Origin of the sequence: Microcoleus sp. Z1_A1 (assembly GCF_036700305.1) — a bacterium.
GTDB lineage: Bacteria > Cyanobacteriota > Cyanobacteriia > Cyanobacteriales > Microcoleaceae > Microcoleus.
Genome location: NZ_JAUBOR010000012.1, coordinates 95,184 through 115,133, shown reverse-complemented (window position 1 = coordinate 115,133; position 19,950 = coordinate 95,184). Strand labels below are relative to the sequence as shown.

Genomic DNA, 19,950 nt, shown 5'->3' with positions numbered 1-19,950 from the left:
CCCTGGCGGGCCCCGATGGTGGCGGGGTTTCAACCCCTGGCGGGCCCCGATGGTGGCGGGTTTTCAACCCCTGGCGGGCCCCGATGGTGGCGGGGTTTCAACCCCTGGCGGGCCCCGATGGTGGCGGGTTTTCAACCCCTGGCGGACTCAGACGGTGGCGCGTGAGACCCAGACGCATCTGCATCAAGCCCGATCGCCCCTAAGCTATTGACAAATAAAACATTAAATGATATATAAGGTTGAATTTACTTAGTGTTTTAAGTATTTCACAAAAATTTTTAAAAAACAAGAGTTGACATACAATTTAACCCATGATATTTTTGAAAAAATAACCTAATTATATAAAAACCGCCCATGACAACCAACCCAGCGGATGACCTCGCTATAAAGATTTTAGAAAAAGAAAATAGCGACAGACAGGAAATCGCACTTTTATTAGATAATTATTTAGGAAAGGACGATCGCATTTTCGTCCAAAAAACCCAGATGGGAAACAGCGAAGCATACATCGGTTCAGTCACCCTAGAATGGTTAGACTCTCGCGTCCGTTTCGCCTCGCAAATGCCGCTTTTCCGCCAAAAATTCGACCTCCAAACGAACAACATCGTCCGCGACGACGAAACCATTGACGAAATTATCCAGCGTCCCTTAGATTGGTCGCGGCAAGCCACCCTCACTCAATATTTAGCAGCCCGAAAATCGCACAAATTCCCCGCAGTTTTAGTAGTCGTCAGTCCCCCGTGGGTAGATAATCCTCTAGCCGAGGAATGGGATAAAAATGGCGTAGCAACCAAATCCGCGACTGAATTTACATCCTTTGATAAAAACGAGAACTTAGGGCTTTTGAATGTCTCTCAAAAAGTCTCTATTTTTGCCTTAGACGGCCAGCATCGGCTGATGGGAGTTCAAGGTTTAATGAGTTTAATTAAAACCGGAATCCTGCAAAGATACAACAAAAATAAAAAACCTGTCGGCGCTGCAATTACTCTGGAAGATTTAGCAGAAGAGTATCAAATCGACCCCGAAACAGTGTATAAATTAGCTCACGAAAAAATCGGAATTGAGTTTATCCCGGCGGCGGTAGCGGGGGAAACGCGACAGCAAGCACAACGGCGCGTGCGATCGATCTTTGTGCACGTTAACCTAATGGCCGTAACGCTGAGTCAGGGCCAGCTAGCATTATTAAACGAGGACAACGGATTTGCGATTTGCGCCCGCAAAATTGCCGTCACCCATCCCTTATTAAAAGAACAAGATGACAGAAACCCCCGCGTCAATTGGGACAGCGCCACAGTCGCAGCAAAATCAACTGTGTTAACCACATTGCAAGCGCTGCAAGATATGTCCGAACGGTATTTAGAATACAAATTCCCCCATTGGAAGCCGGAACGAAAAGGTTTAATTCCCATGCGTCCCGAAGATGAAGAACTAAAAGAGGGAATTGAAGAGTTTAAAAAATTGTTCGATCATTTAGCAACTTTACCCAGCTATCAAAGAATTGAAAGCGGCGAAGAAACGACAGAATTGCGCCGATTTAGTTTTGAAAAGCCAGGGGGCGAGGGAAATATTTTGTTCCGTCCCGTCGGTCAAGTTGCTTTAGCTAATGCTTTGGGAATTCTAGTATTTAGAAAGAAACTTTCCCTGAAATCTATTTTCGACAAACTCCGCAGGTACGATGTCGATGAAGGATTTAGCCACATGGACAATCCAGAGTCTGCGTGGTACGGGATTTTGTACGATCCGAACAAAAAGCGAATGCTAGTTTCTGGAAAGGATTTAGCGACGAAGTTAATTGTATATTTGGTGGGGGGAATTCAGGACGATATGGAGCGAGCTCATTTGCGGCAAGCGGTAGCGGAAGCGAGGACTTTTGAGGATAAAGCTGTTAGTTTTAACGGCCGATTTGTGCAGCCGCAAGAGGTAGGATTGCCACCAGTGCTTAGCTAAGTTTTTATTGGGCAAAGCCCACAGCGACGAAGACTGATAAAGTAGGAAACAAATTGGTTTTGTATAATTGAATCTGCACGTTACCTAGAACCACATTATGACCATCGCTGAACAGATTTACGCAATCGTCAAAACCCTTCCCAAAGACCAAGCCAGCGAAATTCTCACTTTCGCTGAATTCGTTTGTGCCAAGCACCTGAGCGCAAACCAACCAACAGACACCGTAGACTCTCTGATTCCTTGGAATGAACTTGTTTTTTCCCTTGCTGGAACTTGGGCAAAAGATTTTCCATCCCTAGAAGATATTCGTGCTGAATCCGGACAAGACATCCTGCGGGAGAGTCTGTAAATGTACGTTTTGGATACCAACACCTTGATCTACTATTTCAAAGGTCAAGGACAAGTTGCTCAAAATCTTGCGAATGTTTCTCCCCTGGAAATAGTCGTTTCTACGAGCGTCCTTTTTGAGTTGCAAGTCGGCATTGCTAAATCCAATTCGCCCGCAAAACGCACCCAACAACTTCAGCAATTTTTGAGCAGAGTTAACGTTATTCCTTTCGATCGCGATGCAGCTCTTGCGGCTGCTACAATTCGCGCCCAGTTGGAGCAACAAGGTACTCCCATCGGCCCGATCGATGTTTTGATTGCAGGGACAGCCGTAGCCCTGCAAGCGACTCTCGTAACCCACAATGTCAAGGAATTTTCTAGAGTTTCGGAACTCGCAATCGCAGACTGGTATTGACTAAAAAACTTCTCACAATCTGGCTTCCTTTAACAAAATAAGTTCGGCTCCTACAGGCAAATGATCTGACTCCGTTGCCTCCAAAACCGAACTAGATTTAGCGCCCCAATGCTTTGAATACCAAATATAATCAATCCGGCAAACGGGATAATTCAATCTCCAATTTAACCTTTTTACCAATAAGTTAAGTTCCCAACCGTGAGGCCAGGTAAAACCAAACCCAAATCCAGATTTTCGGAAAGAATCTTGCAAGACTTTCTTTACCCTGTAATAGTCTTGAGTTTCGTCTGTCATATTAAAATCGCCCGCGACGATGACTGGCAGAGTTTCTCGCTCAACTCGCTGCACTAATTCTTGAATTTCAGGCGATCGTTTGCCATATATGTAAACAGGAAGTTTGAAAAAACGCAATTTTCTAGCTCTGGTCAACCACGGCCCGGTAGCTTGCATATTATAAATCACTACTTCTTGTTCGTTAAATTTAATAATTGCCCGCTGCTGCGTTTCTGGATGGCCGGCTAAGTGCAGTATTTCGCTGGAGACAATCGGATATTTACTGAGAATTCCTACAGGGGGATTGCCAATTTGATAGGGGTAGTCTGCTTTTAACCAGGTGAAAGCTCTTTCGGTATGTTTACTAACGATTTCTTGTAAAAATATAATATCGGGTTTTTGATTCTGAATCAGTTTAGCTAAACTTGGCGACTGAGTTTTATACCAATGGACGTTATGGGATAAAATTTTGATGCTGGGGTGCGAATCTGTGATGTTTATTGGTGTGGGAGAAAAGTATTTAATGTGCAGCCAACTTATTAGGATAATGCAGGCGATCGCCGAAATAATAGTGAACCATCTTTTTTTGATAATTGACAATCCGATGATGGGAAGCAGGAAAGTTGGGAATAAAATTAAGGGAATAAAAGTGGTAATTAAGGCAATAACTCCTATTCTATCCCAAAGGATTAGTTTGAGAATGAAATAGCAGATCATGAATACTGAGTAGCCGTAAGCGAAAAATTTGGCAGATTCCTTAAGCCCTTTCTTTACGATCTCTGCTAGTACATACTTCATTGGGCACCTATTAAAATAAGAACTTGCTTAAATCGAATTCTTCATTTGACCGATGTTGGTTGTCTCTTTCAGAAATCAAAACCAACAACAGGCGATCGGTATAATCCGCCGCACCCCGCAACTCTTCTCGCAATATTTCCAGTCCACCATTAGCATATTCTTCAAAAATTTGCAAGCGTTCTGCTTCCAATTTTTCGTCGAGATGGGAGAGAATTTGAGGATTTTTGGTTTCGGCGATCGCAATTAACTTAATCGCCATATCGTAACCCCTGGATACAAAAATATCAACATCTATCGCCCCTGGTTCTCGTTTAGAAATTTCCCCCAAAGGCGATCGTTTTTTCCGCTGCTTTCCCAAGGATGCGGCGAAGGCGATGACATCGGCGTAAGTCTGGAAAGGGCCAGTGTGGTTATCCGATAAAGTTAATGATTTGACTAACTCGGCTTTATCTTTAGCAATTCTAATTTTGTTAGCAGCCATTGCCATAATATCTAGTTTCTAACTATTATAAATCTCGCCAATATCCAACACTGGGCGCAGGGCCAATTCACAATGTCCGCAACAACATAATTTTTTGTGCAAAACCTCCTCTTGCTTCCCGCCGCTTCATTTGTTCCGCCAAAAGTCGATCGCCCGAAATGCCAAAACTCGCCATCACCGCATCTATCACCTCATACAAATCCGCCAATTCCGCCACCAAATCTTCCTCGTGGGCTTCTGCGGCTTCCCCCGCTTCTTCAATCAATTTCTGCAGCAAAGCTTGACGGTATTCTGCCTCCGACAAAATTACAAACTCGCATTCATTCCCGCTTTTACGAATAATTTCAGGAATGCGATCGCGCACCAACTTATGATACTGCTTTTTCACGTCAAACTCCCTTCAACCTTGACTAAAAGTTTGAATCAACCAGCGATTAATTTCCCCATCATCTTGCGTTTGACTGCGATTCAAAGCTTCCTCAACTAACCGGATTTCCAGCCCCGGTAAAACCCGCGACTCTTGAATTCTCCCGCTACCTCCGCCATTAATCGCAAACGCAAAAACCTCCCGCGTGTTTGCACGTTCAACCCAATATTCACTAATTCCTGCATTTTCGTAAAGCAACCGCTTACTGCCTAAATCATCGTTAAAAGAAGATGCACCAATTTCTATTATCAAATTAGGCGGATCGTATAGATTTAAATCAACAGCAGAATTGCTATCATCAGGAGGCACTCTTAAATCTGAACCAATGTAGTAAGCTAAATCAGGTTGAAACTCGCCGATACCTGCTTTGCGAAAACTGGTGTTAGTAAACTGAACTACTCGGATATTTCTCAATGTTGCAAACAGAATAACTACACAGGCCATAATTGAATTTTGACGCCCGTGCAATGGCCCTACTGGTGACATTTCTACCCTCATGTGTTCTTGATAGTAATAAAACTTGCCCTTTTCCCATGCTGAATCCTCAGCAAAATTTAGAAACTCTTCCCACGTCGCCTTCACCCAAATATCCGTTTCCAAAACCTGCGTAATTGCCGAATTAGAAGCCATAATCCACCTCTACAATTTCCGTATATTCAAATTCATTTGGACTGCGCTTAACTAAAGGATAGCGCGTCCCGCCAAGTTCGATCGCATCTTCTTCACAATCAGCTTTCGGAGAATTGTACACCAGCACGTATTCCCTGCCGGTGCAACTTTCCATTTCTTGAGCAACTTCTCCGCGCCACTGAGTTTTTGTTACCAAAACTACCAATTGATTCGCCAACTTCGGCAGCTTATTCGCGATTTGCTTGCGATAAATCTCGTCCAAACTGCCAAAGGGAGAATCCATCACAATTGGAAACGTACTGCTATCCGGGCCCATCAAAGTATTCTTTTGACTCCACTCCCGCACGCCCTCAATAATTCCCCCGATAAACGATAAACTGAGAATTTGATTTTCTCCCGTAGAAGCGGCCACCAATGATTCTTTACCAGAGGTATTTTCTACTAGAGTCAGTTCGTATTTATCGCTCAGTTTTGGGATATAAGGAGTAAAAGAAATTTGACTAAAAATATCTTGCACCCGCTTTTCCAACTGAGAACAAAACTGTTTTTCTAAGCGATCTCGCACTTCAGTTAGGCGATCGATCGCATCCTGAGTCGCAGCAATCCGGCGCTGGGCTAATACTTGCCTTTGCTCATTCAGTTGCTGCTTATCGATTTGCTTGTCCAAAGCCGACACCTGCACATTCAAACTCTCAATCTGCTGCTGATTAGAGCCTGTTTCCCGGTGCAAATCGCCAATTTTTGCCTCAATTTCATCCAAGCGCTTTTGCAAGCGGCTGACATCCTCGTCAGGAAAATTTCGCAGCTTGTTGTGAATATCGTCTAACTGATTTTCCACCCGAGAAAGTTCGGTTCTGTCGCGGCTGATATTGCCTTGGTGTCGGTCAATTTCCTCCCAAAAATCAGCCACTTGTTTATCAATTTCATTTACCCGATCGCTAATCCGAATAGTTGTTTCTTCCACATCGCCAACACCCGCCTTATCCATCCAACCGCTAACCTGTTGGCGAGACTCAGAACCCTCCACTAATTCCGCACCGCAGATACACCGCTGCTGCGCTAATAACTCTTCCAAAAACGGCCGCTGAATCCCCGAAAGCAACGAGCCGCCTTCCCGCAAACCTTCAACAATTACTTTAAATTCAGCCGCAGCCTCTGACAGAAATACCCCATAACCCCGCATAGAGATTGAGCGTTTGAGAGCATCTGTAGCCTGTACAATTTGTTGCTTCAATAAACTTTTCTGCATTTCCAATTCGTCTCGCAACTTTTGTAAATCCGCAGCACCGCTAAGTTCCAATAAGTTACCATTAACTGCTTTTTTTAACTCCCCTTGGTTGACCAATTCCTGCTCGATTTCTACTTGTCTGCTCGAAAGTTGCTCAGCTTCTTGCTCAATTTTTTGCTTGTCTTTTAAAAGTTTCTTCGTTTCAGCATTCCCAATTATATTTAAATCTGTCTCTAGAGATTTTTTTGCTTCTAGTAAATGCCGGAGCGATCTATTCAACACTTCAACTCCCAGCAACTCCTTAGTAGCTTCCGCAATTTCTGCCTTCTTGTCATAGCGGACAATTTGCTCGATTCGCTCCCCATCAAAAAAGAAATATTTATGTAAACTTTCCGGCAAAATCCGCCCGATAATATCATCGGGATGCTGATCCGGCTTCAGCCACAGACCGTTATCTTTTGCTACATTCAGAAACAATTCAGCCTTACCATGTTCTACAGTATTTTCACTTTTATAAGCACGACAAATGCGTCTTGCTTGGTAGCGCGTGCTGTCATGTTCAAACACAATTTCCGCCCAACAACCTACGGCTTTTCCCATTTCCGCCTCAGCCAAAGCGCGCTTGTTTACTAATTGTTCTTCTGCCGCAAAAGCCGCGCTAAATCTTCCGTAAAGTACCCACGTAAAGGCATTCATTAAGGCAGTTTTTCCCGCGCCATTATTCCCGTGAATTACTGTAATATTTTGCCCGCCCCAAGCTAGTTTAATTTCGGGAGTTTTGCCGTAAAATTGACGAAAGTTGCATAGAGTAATTGAGATTAACTTCATACAATTGCTTCCTTAATGATTTTTAAAATGTCATCGTTAATGTGGCGAGGAGCTCTCATGTACAGTTTATCTTTTTCAATTTCCAATACCCGCTCAATAATTTGTCTAACTTCCGGTGGCGCGCTAGTAATTGGTTGCTGTACGTCGCTGAATTCCTGATGAGTTTGATAAGAAGAACGCTTTTCTGCTAAAATGCTTGTCGGTACGGCTGCGATCGCACTATCTTCATATCTAAATGCCATAATCAGATTTTCATTCAGATTTTCCGTCATATTTTTTTTGCAAATATTAAAATATACAGGGCCTAGGCTCATGGGCGAGAAACCCGGTTTCTACGAGTTTTGCGAACACTCACGAGAAATCTACAAAGAAACCGGGTTTCTGAACTATGCGTGCGATCGCGAACTAAACTAGCAACTCAAACTACGATCGAATAATTCTCTATTCTAAAACATAAACCGAACCTTAATAAATGTCAAATGTCTAATAGCCCGTAACGCCTCTGAATTTGAAGCAATTTCACTCTAGCTTCCCCAGCATTGTCAGCTAAATCGGCAAATTCCAAGAACCGTTTCAACTCTTTTCGTAGCAAATTGCGCTCGACTTCTAAGGTTTCCCGACCTAAATCTGGAGGCAAAACTATCATGTCAAATAAAGTTGCCCTTTCCTTCCCCGGATGCGGCCGCAAAATCCGTCCCCGGCGCTGAATAAACTGGCGCGGATTGCTGCTGCTTGCTAAAATTACAGCATTGCGAATTGCAGGAATATCCACGCCTTCATCCAAACACCGAATCGCTACCAAACCTTGCAATTCTCCACTCTCAAATTGCTGGCGCAATCGTTCTCTTTCTGCTAAAGGAGTTGCCGCAGTATAAGTATTAACTCGGTAGCCTAATTCGGAACCCAATAACTTGGCGGTTTCTGTTAGTTGGCGGTTGTTATTTCGGCGCGCACTTCCTTCGATCGCACCGTCGCCGCAGTAAAATAAAGTATGGGCTGTGTCGAGACGGTGAATCATTAATTCTCGCAACGCTACTAATTTATTAGCCGCAGCCCCAATTAACCGAGCTCGCTGCATTAATAAAGTTGTTAAAGCATCGTTTTCTTCTACTTTTTCATCGCCCCAAAGCGCCCAGCCAATCTTTTGAGTTAAGCGGGAATATTTGCGGGTTTCGGCTTCGGTCAATTCTACTAAAATTGGATAGTATAAATAATGTACTAAGGCTTTTTGGCGGATGGCGTCGGCTAAGGTAAGTTCCGGCTGCAAAACCGGGCCGAAATAATCTAAAATAGCTTCAGTTCCTTGTTCGTCGAAATGCCTTTCTGGGGTGGCGGAAAGGGCGAGTCGCAGTCCAATATTGCGCGGCAAACTTTCTCCTAAACGGGGCGCGCCTAAGTTGTGAACTTCGTCTCCAATAATCAGGGTTTTTTCTGGGAAATAGCGCAGTTGCGATCGCAAACTATCTCCCATTAAGGTAGCATTGGTAGTGATGATTGTGAGAAATGCCCGCTCGCCAGAGCGCACTTCATACAAACCCGCAGCCAGCTTATTCTGCCAACTGCGGGCGCTATCAAAAGCCAAAATAGGTTTTAAACAAAATTTCTCGGATTCCCGCGCCCACTGATTCACCAGGTGGCAGTAAGGGCAAATTACGAGCAGAACTTGCAGGTTAATTTTATTGTATAATTCAGTGGCGATCGCCAGCGCAGTAATCGTCTTGCCACTACCCGTCGCCATCTTCAGCGTACCGCGTCCCTGATTCGCAAACCAATTAGCCACCGCCACTCGCTGATACTGTCGCAATTGCAGCGATGGCGGCATCTTCGGAAATCCAAATTGCGAATTATTAGCCGTTGAGCGATTCACCTTTAAATGCCGTTAGATGCAAAATTCCCTATACTCAACTTTAACTCACGGGCGATCGAAACTTAACAGCGCAAACAAATCATCGGCCGACAGTTGCAAATCCGACAGCACATCGAGCACAGGTAAAATATCCTGATTCTCTTTCGCCTCTGGTTGCTGCTGCGGTTTAAAAACCAGAACTAATTTTTCTTCCGGGTCAATCAACCAACCCAGTTTAGCATTGTGATTTAAGCAAAACAAAATATTATTAATGACCCGAGTTGGATTTTGATCCGGCGATAAAATCTCAATTGTCCAATCCGGGACAATTTTAAACCTGTTTTCTATTTCTCCATCAGCATTGAGAAGAATGCGCGACCACTCAAACACTGCTATATCTGGAACAATAGAACGTCCTCCAAAAGTGCAGCGCAATTCAGAAAAAGCAAAAGCTAACTTTTGCGGTTCTCCCACCTGATTAATTCTATTCCCAAAACGTGTTTGCAACGTGCTGTGTTTTCCTTGCGGCATAGCTTTTTGATAAATTTGACCGTCAACATACTCGCTAGCAGGCTTAGTTTCTGGAAGCAGCAGAAACTCTTCGAGAGAAATCTTGGACGGAGACTGAATTGACGTTACCATAAACAATTAACCCCTCAACAACTCAACTGCCGTCTTAAAAAGGATTCATATCGCTGTCAGTTTCCCAATCAGCACAACTCTCCGATTCCACACCAGTAGGGTGCATCGCACAAACCAACAAATTGCCACCGTAAACTTGACCGTGATAGTTGCGACAACCGCGACAAGCCGGCTGCTGCGTCGGTGAAGGGTCTACATAAGTCACCATCGACAAATCTATCTCATCAAACTCCGGGTCGAAGTCGCGGCAAATTTCAATTATCGGTTCGATAAATTCATTAAATAAACCGTCAAATTCATTGAAATAACCGTCAATGTCGTTAATCAGATTATTTTGTACTTCTTCTGTAAACTCTTCCGACATTTTTGCCAAAACGTCCAGCATTTCGACAAACTCTTCGCCCATTTCGCTGAAAAAATGCTCTACTTCAGAAACAGCATTTTCCATTACTCCAAAAAAATCTTTAGACCAATCTTCCATGAATTTGACAGTTGGCTATTACAAAATATTTTACAGACAGGTGGAGCCAGCCTCATGCGAAGCGATCGCACCTACTTTCAATTCTATTACCTATTGCCTGATATCCGTCCACATCTGACAGGGGAAATATTCAAAAAGGGAACTCAAGATTATTATCCTGAGTTCCCTTCCTGCTTTGCTGAGCGAGCTTTTTCCTGCTTAATCCCGCTTCAGCCGCCGCAATTCCTCTTGTAAATTCTGCACTTGTTCGCGGAGCTTGTCTACGCCGCCTGTCTCTTTAGCATCTTTTGCCGAGACATCTTCTTCCTCAGAAACAATTTCAATCCGCCGAGGTTCAGCGGGTTTTTCGTTCCCAGCCGAGGCTACGGGAGGCTGCTGCTGAGCCTGTTGTACCATATCGTCAACAAAGCGGCGAGCTTCTTCCGTGGACATCTCGCCCCGCTTCACCAATTCGTCTGCCAGCTTTTGGGCTTCAGTGCGTAATTCAGTTAACTTGCTGCCAGCTTTTTCACCAGCGTAGGAAGCTAGCCCGACACCAAGGTAAACTGCTTTCTGTAAAATATCTCCGAAACCAGGCATAGGAGCTACACCTCAAAAAACTGGGTGAACCGGAGACCACGCCTATTACAAGCATCCCGTGTTGCTGCTACCTTCCGGTCCTGACAAGATTTGGGCGTTGGAATCGCGTGGGTCCAGTTCATTTATGAGTATAACACAGTTATTTATTCTTCAACCACACACCAGTGATAAATTTCATAAATAACGCAACCGTTCTTCACCAGCGGGTCTTCAGCGACGATCGCCCTCGCCTCATCCATCGAACCCGCCTCAAACAGCAACATACCGCCGCCCCGCCGCCCCCAGTAGCCAGTTTTCGCTCGGTGTCCTTTAGAAATCAACTCTCGGACATAAGCTCTGTGAGCTGGCACGTATTGGTCAAAGACAGGCTTTTCGACAATTCCTTGCTCAATTTTGACAAACCAAGGCATTTTAAATTTTAGATTTTAGATTTTGGATTTTGGATTGTAGATTGGGAATGGAGTTTTTGGTACAAGCCTTGAGTAAATACTCGATTTTCCATACTCCGCCATTTCTTCCTCACTGCGATGTTATCCCATGAACCCGTCAAAACAGCGATTTTTTATTGCCCTAGTGCCGCCTCCCGATATTGAACAACACATTACTGAGATTAAACTATATTTTGCGGAACATTACAACAGCCGCGGTGCTTTGAATTCCCCGCCGCACATCACGCTGCAACCTCCTTTTCACTCGTTAGCGGAGGATGTTGCCAAATTAGAGGAAAGTTTGAACCAGTTTTCTGCAAATCGGCGGCCCATTCCCGTTACTCTATCCGGTTTTGCTGCTTTCACGCCCCGCGTCATTTACGCTGATGTTTTCAAATCGCCCGAATTGCTGGAGATTCACTCATCTTTGATGAGTTATTTGGAGGCAAATTTGGGAATTGTCGATCGAGTTTCTCAAAGTCGCCCATTTGTACCGCACATGACAGTAGCATTTCGCGATTTAACTAAGGAGAATTTTCAAACAGCTTGGTTGGAATTTGCAGGGCGATCGCTCCACTTTGAGTTTACCGCTTCGGCGTTAACTTTACTGCTTCACGACGGCAGCCGGTGGAACATCAGCAATCAATTCCCGCTTTCCGCCTAAACTCTCTCCCTTCTCTTTCTTTGCGTCAATAGCGTCTTCGCGGTTCCTTTTTCCCAAAAAATCTTGTTAGTAAATCATCATTAATCAACACTTCGGACAGTTTCATGGCTGACTCGCGAGGGGCGAGAAACCCGGTTTATACGACTTTTACCTCGATGAACGAGAACTATTCGTAGAAATCGGGTTTCTGAGGTCACAAGTGAGTCAACAAATTTGATGACTTTAGTCCTCACTACAAATCTGTTGAAATTTAAATGCCGTCACAGCTTACCTATTAATCTTATTCGGAGTTGCAAGTGCCACAGTTCCATAAACCGAAATTCCCGATTGTTCCAAAATTTTAATTGCCGACTTAACCGTAGTACCGCTAGTGTAAATATCATCAACTAACAGCACTCGATCGCGCGGGAGGCGACGACGGAAATCTTTCCCCAAACCTAAAGCATTTTTCATTTCCGCTTGGCGCTGCTGCGGCGTCAGAGCGAATAAAGCCTGAGTATTTTTCACCCGTTCCAAACCGTGCCGCTGCAAAGGCAAACCAGTCAGATCGCAAAAACTTTCAGCCAAAAGTTCCGCCTGGTTAAAACCGCGCTGCTTGAGCTTTTCTTTGTGCAGGGGAATCGGTACAACAGTTAAATTGTCTATAGCTAATTCGGGAAAACTCAGCCAAGCTTCCGCCAGCCAGCCGCCGAGAGGTTTGGCTAATTGCGGATTGCCGTCATATTTCAAAGCTGCGATCGCCCGTTTGAGAGCCCCGCCATACTCACCCCACACAAAAACACGCTGCTGTGAATGCCAAAATCGACCCGGATCGCTTAATTGACATTGCTGAAGCTGCTTGTCACAGTAGGGACAAAACTCTCCGGCGGCCGGTCGCTGACAAAGAGGACAGTTAGACTTAAGAAATAGATTGAGAAAAGATTTGACTAATCCCGTCCATTGTCGCTTGTTCATCCTAAAATTGTCGTAAGTGATTAATGGGAAAAACTATCAAATTCAATCTGTTTCCACGGACAGGCTCGCAGCGTGAAAAACCTCTACTGGTTAGACAAAATTCAACCTTCAGACAGAGATGCAGTGGGAGAAAAAGCATTTTACTTGAGCTGTTTGCTCCAGAAAAATCATCCCGTTGTACCGGGTTTTGTCGTGCCGGCTACTACATTCTGGCAGTTTTTAGAGTCGATCGACTGCCTAGAACCGCTGTTTGCTGACTGGCCACACTCTTCCCTGCACTTGAATGTCGATGAACCCAGACAACTGCAATCGATCGCCCGCAGCATCCGCCACCAAATCCTCACCGGCAAACTGCCCGATTCACTGCTCTCCACCCTAGAGTCTGCTGTTTCTCAACTCAACTCACAGTCAAACTTAAACTCCACAGCCTTAATTTTTCGCCCTTCCCTGACTTCCTGGAACCCGAAAACAGTAGGCATTTTGGAATCTCAGGCAGTACGGGCAGAACCCGAAGCCATTGGGGCCGGACTCAAACGAGCTTGGGCAGAAATGTTCAGAGCCCGAAGTCTATTTTACTGGCAGCGGTGCGGGCTGCGGGTACAGCAAATCAATCCCGCAGTTTTGGTGCAGCCACTTCAAGAAGCCATCGCCGCGGGCGAGGTGAAAACAAAGGCGGGCGCACAGTGGGAAATCCAAGCCACCAGCGGTTTGGGATTGTCCCTGGCTAGGGGAGAAACCATCCCCGATTACTATCAAGTGCAGCCGGAAACAAGCGCGGTTAAATTCCAGCGGATCGGTTACAAAACATTAGCCTACAATCTCAAAGTCGGCGATAGTGAACCGAAAAAAAAACTGCTACTGGGCAAGTTTGCTGCTTTCCCAATTCCCGATTCTCCCTTTATACTTTCTGATTTTGCTGACTGTTGCGTGCAAGTTTTAGCGCTGGGAGAAGAAGCACAAACACAATACGTTTTAGAGGAATCGCAACTGCAAGAAATCATTGAATTGAGTAAAAAAGCGATCGCCGAATTTGACTCAGATTTAATTTTGGAGTGGACGCTAAACCAGACAGAAAACAGCGGCGAACTGCAGTTTTATTTCACTCAAGTTCGTCTTGTCAAAGCGGAAAAAGTCGCGCCGGTAGAGGAAAATCCGAGATACCTCCGGCAGCCAAACTCGATCGCAAGAGCCCGAACTCCTGCCATACTCAGAGGTGTGGCAGCAGCATCAGGAAAAGCCGAAGCAATTGCCCAAGTTATGACTAATTCCCACCCAGAAAACGCGGAATTCCTAGCCGGAGGCATTTTAGTAGCCCGGACAATCGAGCCGAATTGGCTACCTTGGCTGAAGGTTGCTGCTGGGGTGGTTGCCGAACAAGGAGGTATGACAGGCCACGGCGCCATTTTAGCAAGAGAATTGGGGATTCCCGCCGTTGTGGGAGTGACCGGGGCCACGCGGGCGATCGCCTCGGGCGATTCGGTTTTGGTAGACGGCGATACCGGAGAAGTTTTTGCCCTCGCCCAACCCGATGCCATCGAGATAGCAGACAGCCGCCGACTTCTGGACACAGCAAAAAAGGCAGATATATACAGTACAGCAGCCAAAATGTCAATAGCCAAGCACCAATCTTCTACCTCCGATCGATCGTCCAATTCCGATCCTAAATCTCGACAATCTGAGTCTACTCAATATGTTTGGGGCCCACCAACGGCAACTCAACTGCTAGTTAATGTCAGCCAAACAAGTTCGATTGACCGCCTCAAAAATCTGCCAATAGACGGCATCGGATTGCTGCGATCGGAATTAATGGCATTAGAAGCTTTGGACTGTCAAAACCCCAAAGTTTGGCTACAAGACGGCCGCCAATCGGAATTTGTCGATCGCATGGCGGATTGCCTCAGCTTATTTGCTGCTGCCGTTTCCCCGCAGCCAATATTTTATCGCTCTCTCGATTTACGCGAGTCAGGCGACCACGGCAGTTTCAGTTATACCTTTGAACCGGAATTATTTGATTGGGAACTCTGCGTACTTCAAAAAGTCTGCGAGTCAGGTCATACAAATGTTAATTTAATTTTGCCTTTCGTGCGATCGGTTGAGGAGTTTATCTACTGCCGCCAGCGCTTAGAAACTGTTTGGAAAAACCGCTCGCCCGAATTTCAACTGTGGATTATGGCGGAAGTTCCTTCGGTGTTATTTTTATTACCAGATTACGTAAAAGCCGGGGTTCAAGGAATTTCCATCGGCACCAACGATTTAACCCAATTTCTGTTAGGGATTCACCGCAACTCCCAACAGGTAGCAGGTGCATTCAACGGGAGCGATCGAGCAGTGATGAGGGCGATCGAACAATTAATCAAACAAGCCAGGGCCGCCGGCATTCCTTGCTCGATCTGTGGCGACGCTCCCGCATTGTATCCCGATACAGTTGAATCCTTCGTGCGGTGGGGAATTTCGTCTATTTCGGTCAATGTCGATGCCGTAGAACAAACTAGCAGGGCGATCGTCCGCGCCGAACAGCGCCTGCTGCTAGAAGCCGCTCGATCGATAATTAACAATTAACCACTCCCGCACCCACTTTACCTCAGAAATCCGGTTTCTACTCTAAATCATAGCTTTGGCAAGCAGCCACCCGCTCAGCCATCGGCTTTCTAGACAACCCGTGCGTCCAGGACTATTAACAACTACAGAAGCCCGGTTTCTGAGTAGATATAGCAACCGCGCCCGACGGTTAGGAAATTCTTAATTTCTCAAACCCTGGCTTTTATTCCTTTTATTGCTTCTTCCCTCTTCCCTCTTCCCTCTTCCTTATTCCCTCTTCCTTCCACTAACATCGGATTTTAAAGCTAGGATAGAAATATAACCAATTCTTGACCACGAATTTCAAAGGTGGTACCCGCCACGTGATTTATCCGTGGAATCAATCCCAAATCGAAAATCGAAAATCCTCAAGCCCCCGCATTTATCTCGCGCAAGTCAATCCAAAATCTAAAATCTAAAATCTAAAATCGAATGACCCGGAGGTACAAACAGTGAAATCAAAAATTATTGCAACCGCAGCAATACTTGCCGCTCTCGGCTTTCTGCATCCCCATCCAGCATTATCTCAACCTGCAACTGACGGCGGGACAAAACCCGGATTCTGGCAACCTCAAGCGCAGGTTGACAATACTCGCAACATTACCCTCAGACTGTTAAATGAAACGGGATTGAACCTAGAATACGGTGAATCAGGTGGCCGCTTGTCATCCTTGCCCGTCGGAGCCAGCAGAAACATCAGTGTTCGCATCAGCAATCGTACCGGCGACATTGCCAATATTCCGATTAATGCCACAACAGCAACCACAACTTTGAAATACGACTATAACGTTGACTCGCAGACAAACATTTTGACGATTCGCATCACCAGAGCAGACGGCCGCACTAGGCAAGACCGGTCAGTTTATATTGATGAAAAAGGGCGAGTTTACTCTTTTTAAGATTAACGCTCATCAACCCGGTTTCTCCTGACAAATTTTGCTTTTAGCAGCCCGGTATCGCCCAAGAAATCGGGTTTCTAGACTAGCGTGCCTAAATTCTGTCTTGCTCAAAAAGTTATGAATCAAGTGCAGCCCACAAAGAATCGATATTTTTGTGCAGCGGATTTGACATTTCATCCCCAAAATCAACTGCTGCTTGCAATTCCGCCCTACTGGCGCACTGGTGCATCAGGTGGGTTCCGAGAGGATGTCAACCGCCGCACCGCCGACTAATATCCGTCGTTTCTATTGATACCTGCGCCTCGATTTCCCTCTTCTTTCGGTTTAGCTTTGTTCACTCGCAAGGGGCGGCCCATCCACTCTGCACCGTCTAATTCGGCAATTGCAGCGTCTTCTTGGGCATCCTCCATCATCTCAACAAATGCAAAACCGCGCATCCGACCGGTTTCCCTGTCGGTAGGCAAGACAACTCGCTTGACTGTGCCGTATTCTGCAAATACTGCTTTCAGGTCTTCTTCGGTGGCGCGGTAAGACAGATTTCCAATGTAGATAGTCATGTCGATCGAACTGAACTTGTTGTGCTATACATAATAACCTGTTAATTTAACTGTCAAGTGCTATCTAGCATACAACTGGGCGATCGACTCTAACTAAAAGGGTTTGCCGCACTCACCGAAAGCATCCAGGATACAAGCCCCCTGATTTATGCGTGGATAAATAAAAAACCTGTATCCGAGAAACTTGCCGAACGTATTTATCTCGCGCAAGTCAATGCTTCAATTCTAAAATCTAAAATCTAAAATCTAAAATCGATTGACCAACCCTTGGTACTGGCTGCAATAGTTAGCTTAATCAAAACTCATATCCTCACTCGCCCTGCGAATGAGTGAGGATATGAGTTTTGGGGCGACGAGGAATCCCACCCCTGAACAATACTTGATTTTAATCTAATCGCTGATTGGTGGGCGACGAATCACCAAGCATCTTCGGAAACATAGCGACTAACAAGGTATAATATATTAGGTTGCTCTGGGCCACGAGCGTTGATATAGCGGTTGTCAACTTTCGTGAGGTACTTGCCAATTAATTACCAATTCCCCACTTCTGCCATTCTTTAATCTAAAATTCAAATCTATACCTCATTCACTTGAGAATTACTATACACATCTCCCCAACCCTTTCCTAAACGGGGAGATGTCACCTTCAATCCTTGGGCAAAATTTGGAATTGCCAAGTGGAAATGAGGAATTGGGAACATTTTCTCTCCATCTCCTTCATCCCCAGTTTAGGATATTACTTTCTTTTCTCAATTAAACTAAGGATTTGAGATTTAAAGCCGCTTTGTTAAGTGTTTGAGTGCCAATTCGACTTTGGGTAATACCGCTGGCTGTTTCCGCTGCTCCTTTATTCAGAACATTCATCGCATCTACCACTTGCTCAATAGCGATCGCCTGCTGTTTGGTATTAAGATAAATTTGCTGACTGCTGACAACAACACTGTTAATAGCATTAGCAACATTGTTAAAATTATCCGCCGCACCTTCAGTCAATTTCAGGCTATTATCTAAAGTTTTCTTGCCCTCATCTGTTACCATCACTGTTTTATTAATGGAATTCTTAATACCGTTTATCAAATCACTAATCTGATCCGACGATTTTTTGCTTTGATCTGCCAGTCTGCGAATTTCCGTCGCCACCACCCCAAACCCCTTTCCTTGTTCTCCCGTGCGTACTGCTTCCACTGTAGCGTTAATCGCCAGCATATTAGTTTGACTAGCCAAATCGCTGACTAAATTGGTAATATTAGCAATCTGAGTGGTTTGCTGGCTCAAATTTAAAACTTGAGCGGCAATTGCTCCAACTTTTTCCGTCAAACTTAACATTCCCTGCTGGGTTTTATGCACCACTTTACTGCCTTCTGCGGCCATATTTAAGACATTACTGGCATTTTCAAGGGCTGATTGGGCTTGCATAGCTGATTGCCTCGATGATGCGCCCAATTCATCCATTGTGGTGGTTGTTTGATTAACAGAAGCAGCTTGTTGTACAGCAATACGTTCCTGTTGCTCAATTGTAGCCGCTATCTCGGTAGAAGAACTGACAATCATATTAATAATACCTTTGAGCGCTCGATCTAAAGGTTTGGCGATCGCTATGCTTAAAGATATGCCTAAAATAATCGCTATTAGCGGCCCCAATGTCATGCCCAATACTACAGCTATTTGAGTTTTTTTACGATCGTTTTCTGCGCTTTTATAAGCTTCGTCTGCTTCCTTTCGGTTGGATTCAGCTACTGCTAAAGTGGCTTGTTCAGATTTGATAAATCTAACACGAATCACCTTAGCTTGCTGACTAAGTTTATTCAAAAGGTTAGTAGCTGTGTTTGCTCTTGCCATTTCCGGCGAATTACTTTTACCCTGCTTAAGTAGTTCAATCTGCAAAGCCAAAGGATTGAAAATTCCCAGTGTTTCAAATTCTTTATTAATTAGCAGGAGTTCTTGAGCTTCCTGCTGCCACTCCTCCCAATACTTAAGCATTTGTTGATATAGTGCGTCTTCATCTGAGGTACGAGGAAGCACTTCGTATGCTTTAAAGCCATTTTGAATCTGCTGCCAAGCCTTGTCCATTCTGTTTAAAGCATCTTGCCTTTCTGCTTGACTGAGTGCGGGATGAATTAGCGCTCTTTCGGATGACTCAATTTGGGTTTGTCCCTCGTTAATTTTCAATAATGCTTCAATACTCGGTAATTTATTTTTACCGAGAGTCTCTATGTGTTGACTGAGATTGGATGTTGAACTCCATCCTACCCAGGCTACTAAAAATACTAAAAGTCCCATCGTCAGAAAGGCACTGATTAGTCTGGTTTGTAAATTCATTTTTCTCAACATACTATTTCTGCTTACTTCTACTACAGTTATCCTCGCTGCAATTATGGACATATCTTGTATATTATAGCTTCTATCAGGTAGATGAATTACCTATTAAAAGTTTACATTTGAGGTTTTACCTGTTAAAAAAAGTAGTAATGAATTGATGAGTAAGCTGTTCGGCATTTAAAAGACGATAGTAGGGTGCGTCATTACAGAAATGTTTCCCGCATAAGCGCGTAAGTGTTAACTCCTGACCACGAATTTCAAAGGTGGTACCCGCCACGTGATTTATCTGTGGAATCAATCGAAAGCATCTCAAATCGAAAATCCTCAAGAAAGAGCATTTATCCGGGGAGTCAATTCTTTAATCTCAAATCTCAAATCTCAAATCGATTGACGCACCATACAAGCCTCGTTACTGCTTTAAATGCTCCACAGCTTATAGCAATCCTCGCATCAGTTGTACAAATATGTAGGGCTAGTGCCCTGTGCCTACCCCCCACGGATTGGGGCAACCGGGCGTGAGTTTTGCCCCTACAACAATTACACAATTCACTTAGAATCGCTATAAGCTGTTGCGGCCTTTAAATTATATGTCAAAAAACAATCAAACTTTTGTGGGGATTAGGGTTGGGCTTCTAGCCCGCCCCTAATAT

23 protein-coding genes and 1 other RNA gene are annotated in these 19,950 nt (G+C 44.8%); 8 read left to right on the top strand and 16 right to left on the bottom strand.

All coding sequences use genetic code 11. From position 1 onward, the window contains the following. The 4 genes from QT973_RS10685 to QT973_RS10670 all read left to right on the top strand — a co-directional run. A partial coding sequence (locus QT973_RS10685) for a hypothetical protein (protein WP_333240539.1) occupies nt 1-203 on the top strand: 203 nt, incomplete at its 5' end. A 151-nt stretch (nt 204-354) separates the two neighbouring features. Further along, nucleotides 355-1,947 (top strand): DGQHR domain-containing protein, encoded by a 1,593-nt coding sequence (locus QT973_RS10680; protein WP_333232622.1) that lies wholly within the window; start codon nt 355-357, stop codon nt 1,945-1,947. Between the two features lie 97 nt (nt 1,948-2,044). Continuing rightward, nucleotides 2,045-2,296, top strand: a complete 252-nt coding sequence (locus tag QT973_RS10675; protein WP_333056133.1) for a DUF2281 domain-containing protein — start codon at nt 2,045-2,047, stop codon at nt 2,294-2,296. Continuing rightward, nucleotides 2,297-2,689, top strand: coding sequence for a type II toxin-antitoxin system VapC family toxin (locus tag QT973_RS10670; RefSeq protein ID WP_333208460.1), 393 nt, complete (start codon nt 2,297-2,299; stop codon nt 2,687-2,689). It abuts the gene before it with no gap. 12 nt (nt 2,690-2,701) lie between these two features. Here the strand turns inward: QT973_RS10670 and QT973_RS10665 are convergent, their stop codons facing one another. The 12 genes from QT973_RS10665 to QT973_RS10610 all read right to left on the bottom strand — a co-directional run bounded on the left by QT973_RS10665 (nt 2,702) and on the right by QT973_RS10610 (nt 11,312). Further along, on the bottom strand, nt 2,702-3,760 hold the full coding sequence (locus tag QT973_RS10665) for an endonuclease/exonuclease/phosphatase family protein (RefSeq protein WP_333056135.1): 1,059 nt from the start codon (nt 3,758-3,760) through the stop codon (nt 2,702-2,704). A gap of 10 nt (nt 3,761-3,770) precedes the next feature. Then, a complete protein-coding gene (locus QT973_RS10660; RefSeq protein ID WP_172193123.1) occupies nt 3,771-4,241 on the bottom strand; it encodes a DNA phosphorothioation-associated protein 4 in 471 nt (156 codons plus the stop codon). Between the two features lie 67 nt (nt 4,242-4,308). Beyond that, complete coding sequence (locus QT973_RS10655; RefSeq protein WP_333391300.1) at nt 4,309-4,629, bottom strand: nucleoside triphosphate pyrophosphohydrolase; 321 nt, start codon at nt 4,627-4,629, stop codon at nt 4,309-4,311. Nucleotides 4,630-4,641: 12 nt separating this feature from the next. After that, nucleotides 4,642-5,298 (bottom strand): Uma2 family endonuclease, encoded by a 657-nt coding sequence (locus QT973_RS10650; protein ID WP_333056138.1) that lies wholly within the window; start codon nt 5,296-5,298, stop codon nt 4,642-4,644. Then, nucleotides 5,288-7,354 carry an AAA family ATPase gene (locus QT973_RS10645; protein ID WP_333056139.1) on the bottom strand — a complete coding sequence of 689 codons (2,067 nt, stop codon included), beginning with the start codon at nt 7,352-7,354 and terminating at the stop codon, nt 5,288-5,290. The genes QT973_RS10650 and QT973_RS10645 overlap by 11 nt, the downstream gene beginning before the upstream one ends. Further along, the gene (locus QT973_RS10640) at nt 7,351-7,626 is read right to left on the bottom strand and encodes a hypothetical protein (RefSeq protein WP_190660639.1); all 276 of its coding nucleotides are present in this window, start codon (nt 7,624-7,626) and stop codon (nt 7,351-7,353) included. Before QT973_RS10640 ends, QT973_RS10645 begins: the two co-directional genes overlap by 4 nt. A 203-nt stretch (nt 7,627-7,829) precedes the next feature. Continuing rightward, entirely contained in the window at nt 7,830-9,176 is a 1,347-nt protein-coding gene (locus QT973_RS10635; RefSeq protein WP_333391311.1) for a DNA phosphorothioation system restriction enzyme, read from the bottom strand. Nucleotides 9,177-9,266: 90 nt separating this feature from the next. Next, on the bottom strand, nt 9,267-9,842 hold the full coding sequence (locus tag QT973_RS10630; protein ID WP_333056141.1) for a Uma2 family endonuclease: 576 nt from the start codon (nt 9,840-9,842) through the stop codon (nt 9,267-9,269). Between the two features lie 34 nt (nt 9,843-9,876). Next, entirely contained in the window at nt 9,877-10,323 is a 447-nt protein-coding gene (locus tag QT973_RS10625; RefSeq protein WP_333056142.1) for a hypothetical protein, read from the bottom strand. 198 nt (nt 10,324-10,521) lie between these two features. Continuing rightward, nucleotides 10,522-10,902, bottom strand: a complete 381-nt coding sequence (locus QT973_RS10620; protein WP_333056143.1) for a phasin-related domain-containing protein — start codon at nt 10,900-10,902, stop codon at nt 10,522-10,524. A gap of 23 nt (nt 10,903-10,925) precedes the next feature. Further along, nucleotides 10,926-11,022: signal recognition particle sRNA small type (gene ffs / locus QT973_RS10615), an RNA gene on the bottom strand. A gap of 23 nt (nt 11,023-11,045) precedes the next feature. Continuing rightward, nucleotides 11,046-11,312 (bottom strand): YciI family protein, encoded by a 267-nt coding sequence (locus QT973_RS10610; RefSeq protein WP_333056144.1) that lies wholly within the window; start codon nt 11,310-11,312, stop codon nt 11,046-11,048. 127 nt (nt 11,313-11,439) lie between these two features. Here QT973_RS10610 and QT973_RS10605 point away from each other — a divergent pair, with 127 nt between their 5' ends. Further along, nucleotides 11,440-11,994 carry a 2'-5' RNA ligase family protein gene (locus tag QT973_RS10605; RefSeq protein ID WP_333056146.1) on the top strand — a complete coding sequence of 185 codons (555 nt, stop codon included), beginning with the start codon at nt 11,440-11,442 and terminating at the stop codon, nt 11,992-11,994. Nucleotides 11,995-12,261: 267 nt separating this feature from the next. Here QT973_RS10605 and QT973_RS10600 read toward each other — a convergent pair whose 3' ends face one another. Continuing rightward, complete coding sequence (locus tag QT973_RS10600; protein ID WP_333056147.1) at nt 12,262-12,948, bottom strand: ComF family protein; 687 nt, start codon at nt 12,946-12,948, stop codon at nt 12,262-12,264. A 72-nt stretch (nt 12,949-13,020) separates the two neighbouring features. Here QT973_RS10600 and QT973_RS10595 point away from each other — a divergent pair, with 72 nt between their 5' ends. The 3 genes from QT973_RS10595 (at nt 13,021) to QT973_RS10585 (ending at nt 16,697) form a co-directional block, all read left to right on the top strand. Then, a complete protein-coding gene (locus QT973_RS10595; protein WP_333391298.1) occupies nt 13,021-15,507 on the top strand; it encodes a putative PEP-binding protein in 2,487 nt (828 codons plus the stop codon). A gap of 470 nt (nt 15,508-15,977) precedes the next feature. After that, on the top strand, nt 15,978-16,424 hold the full coding sequence (locus QT973_RS10590; RefSeq protein ID WP_333056150.1) for a hypothetical protein: 447 nt from the start codon (nt 15,978-15,980) through the stop codon (nt 16,422-16,424). Between the two features lie 117 nt (nt 16,425-16,541). After that, on the top strand, nt 16,542-16,697 hold the full coding sequence (locus QT973_RS10585) for a hypothetical protein (protein WP_333056151.1): 156 nt from the start codon (nt 16,542-16,544) through the stop codon (nt 16,695-16,697). Here the strand turns inward: QT973_RS10585 and QT973_RS10580 are convergent. The 3 genes from QT973_RS10580 to QT973_RS10570 all read right to left on the bottom strand — a co-directional run bounded on the left by QT973_RS10580 (nt 16,694) and on the right by QT973_RS10570 (nt 19,300). Next, nucleotides 16,694-16,981 (bottom strand): RNA-binding protein, encoded by a 288-nt coding sequence (locus QT973_RS10580; RefSeq protein ID WP_333056152.1) that lies wholly within the window; start codon nt 16,979-16,981, stop codon nt 16,694-16,696. The genes QT973_RS10585 and QT973_RS10580 overlap by 4 nt on opposite strands. 575 nt (nt 16,982-17,556) lie before the next feature. Further along, nucleotides 17,557-17,682, bottom strand: a complete 126-nt coding sequence (locus QT973_RS10575; RefSeq protein ID WP_333208465.1) for a hypothetical protein — start codon at nt 17,680-17,682, stop codon at nt 17,557-17,559. Between the two features lie 52 nt (nt 17,683-17,734). Beyond that, nucleotides 17,735-19,300 carry a methyl-accepting chemotaxis protein gene (locus tag QT973_RS10570; RefSeq protein ID WP_333208466.1) on the bottom strand — a complete coding sequence of 522 codons (1,566 nt, stop codon included), beginning with the start codon at nt 19,298-19,300 and terminating at the stop codon, nt 17,735-17,737. Nucleotides 19,301-19,950: the final 650 nt, after the last annotated feature.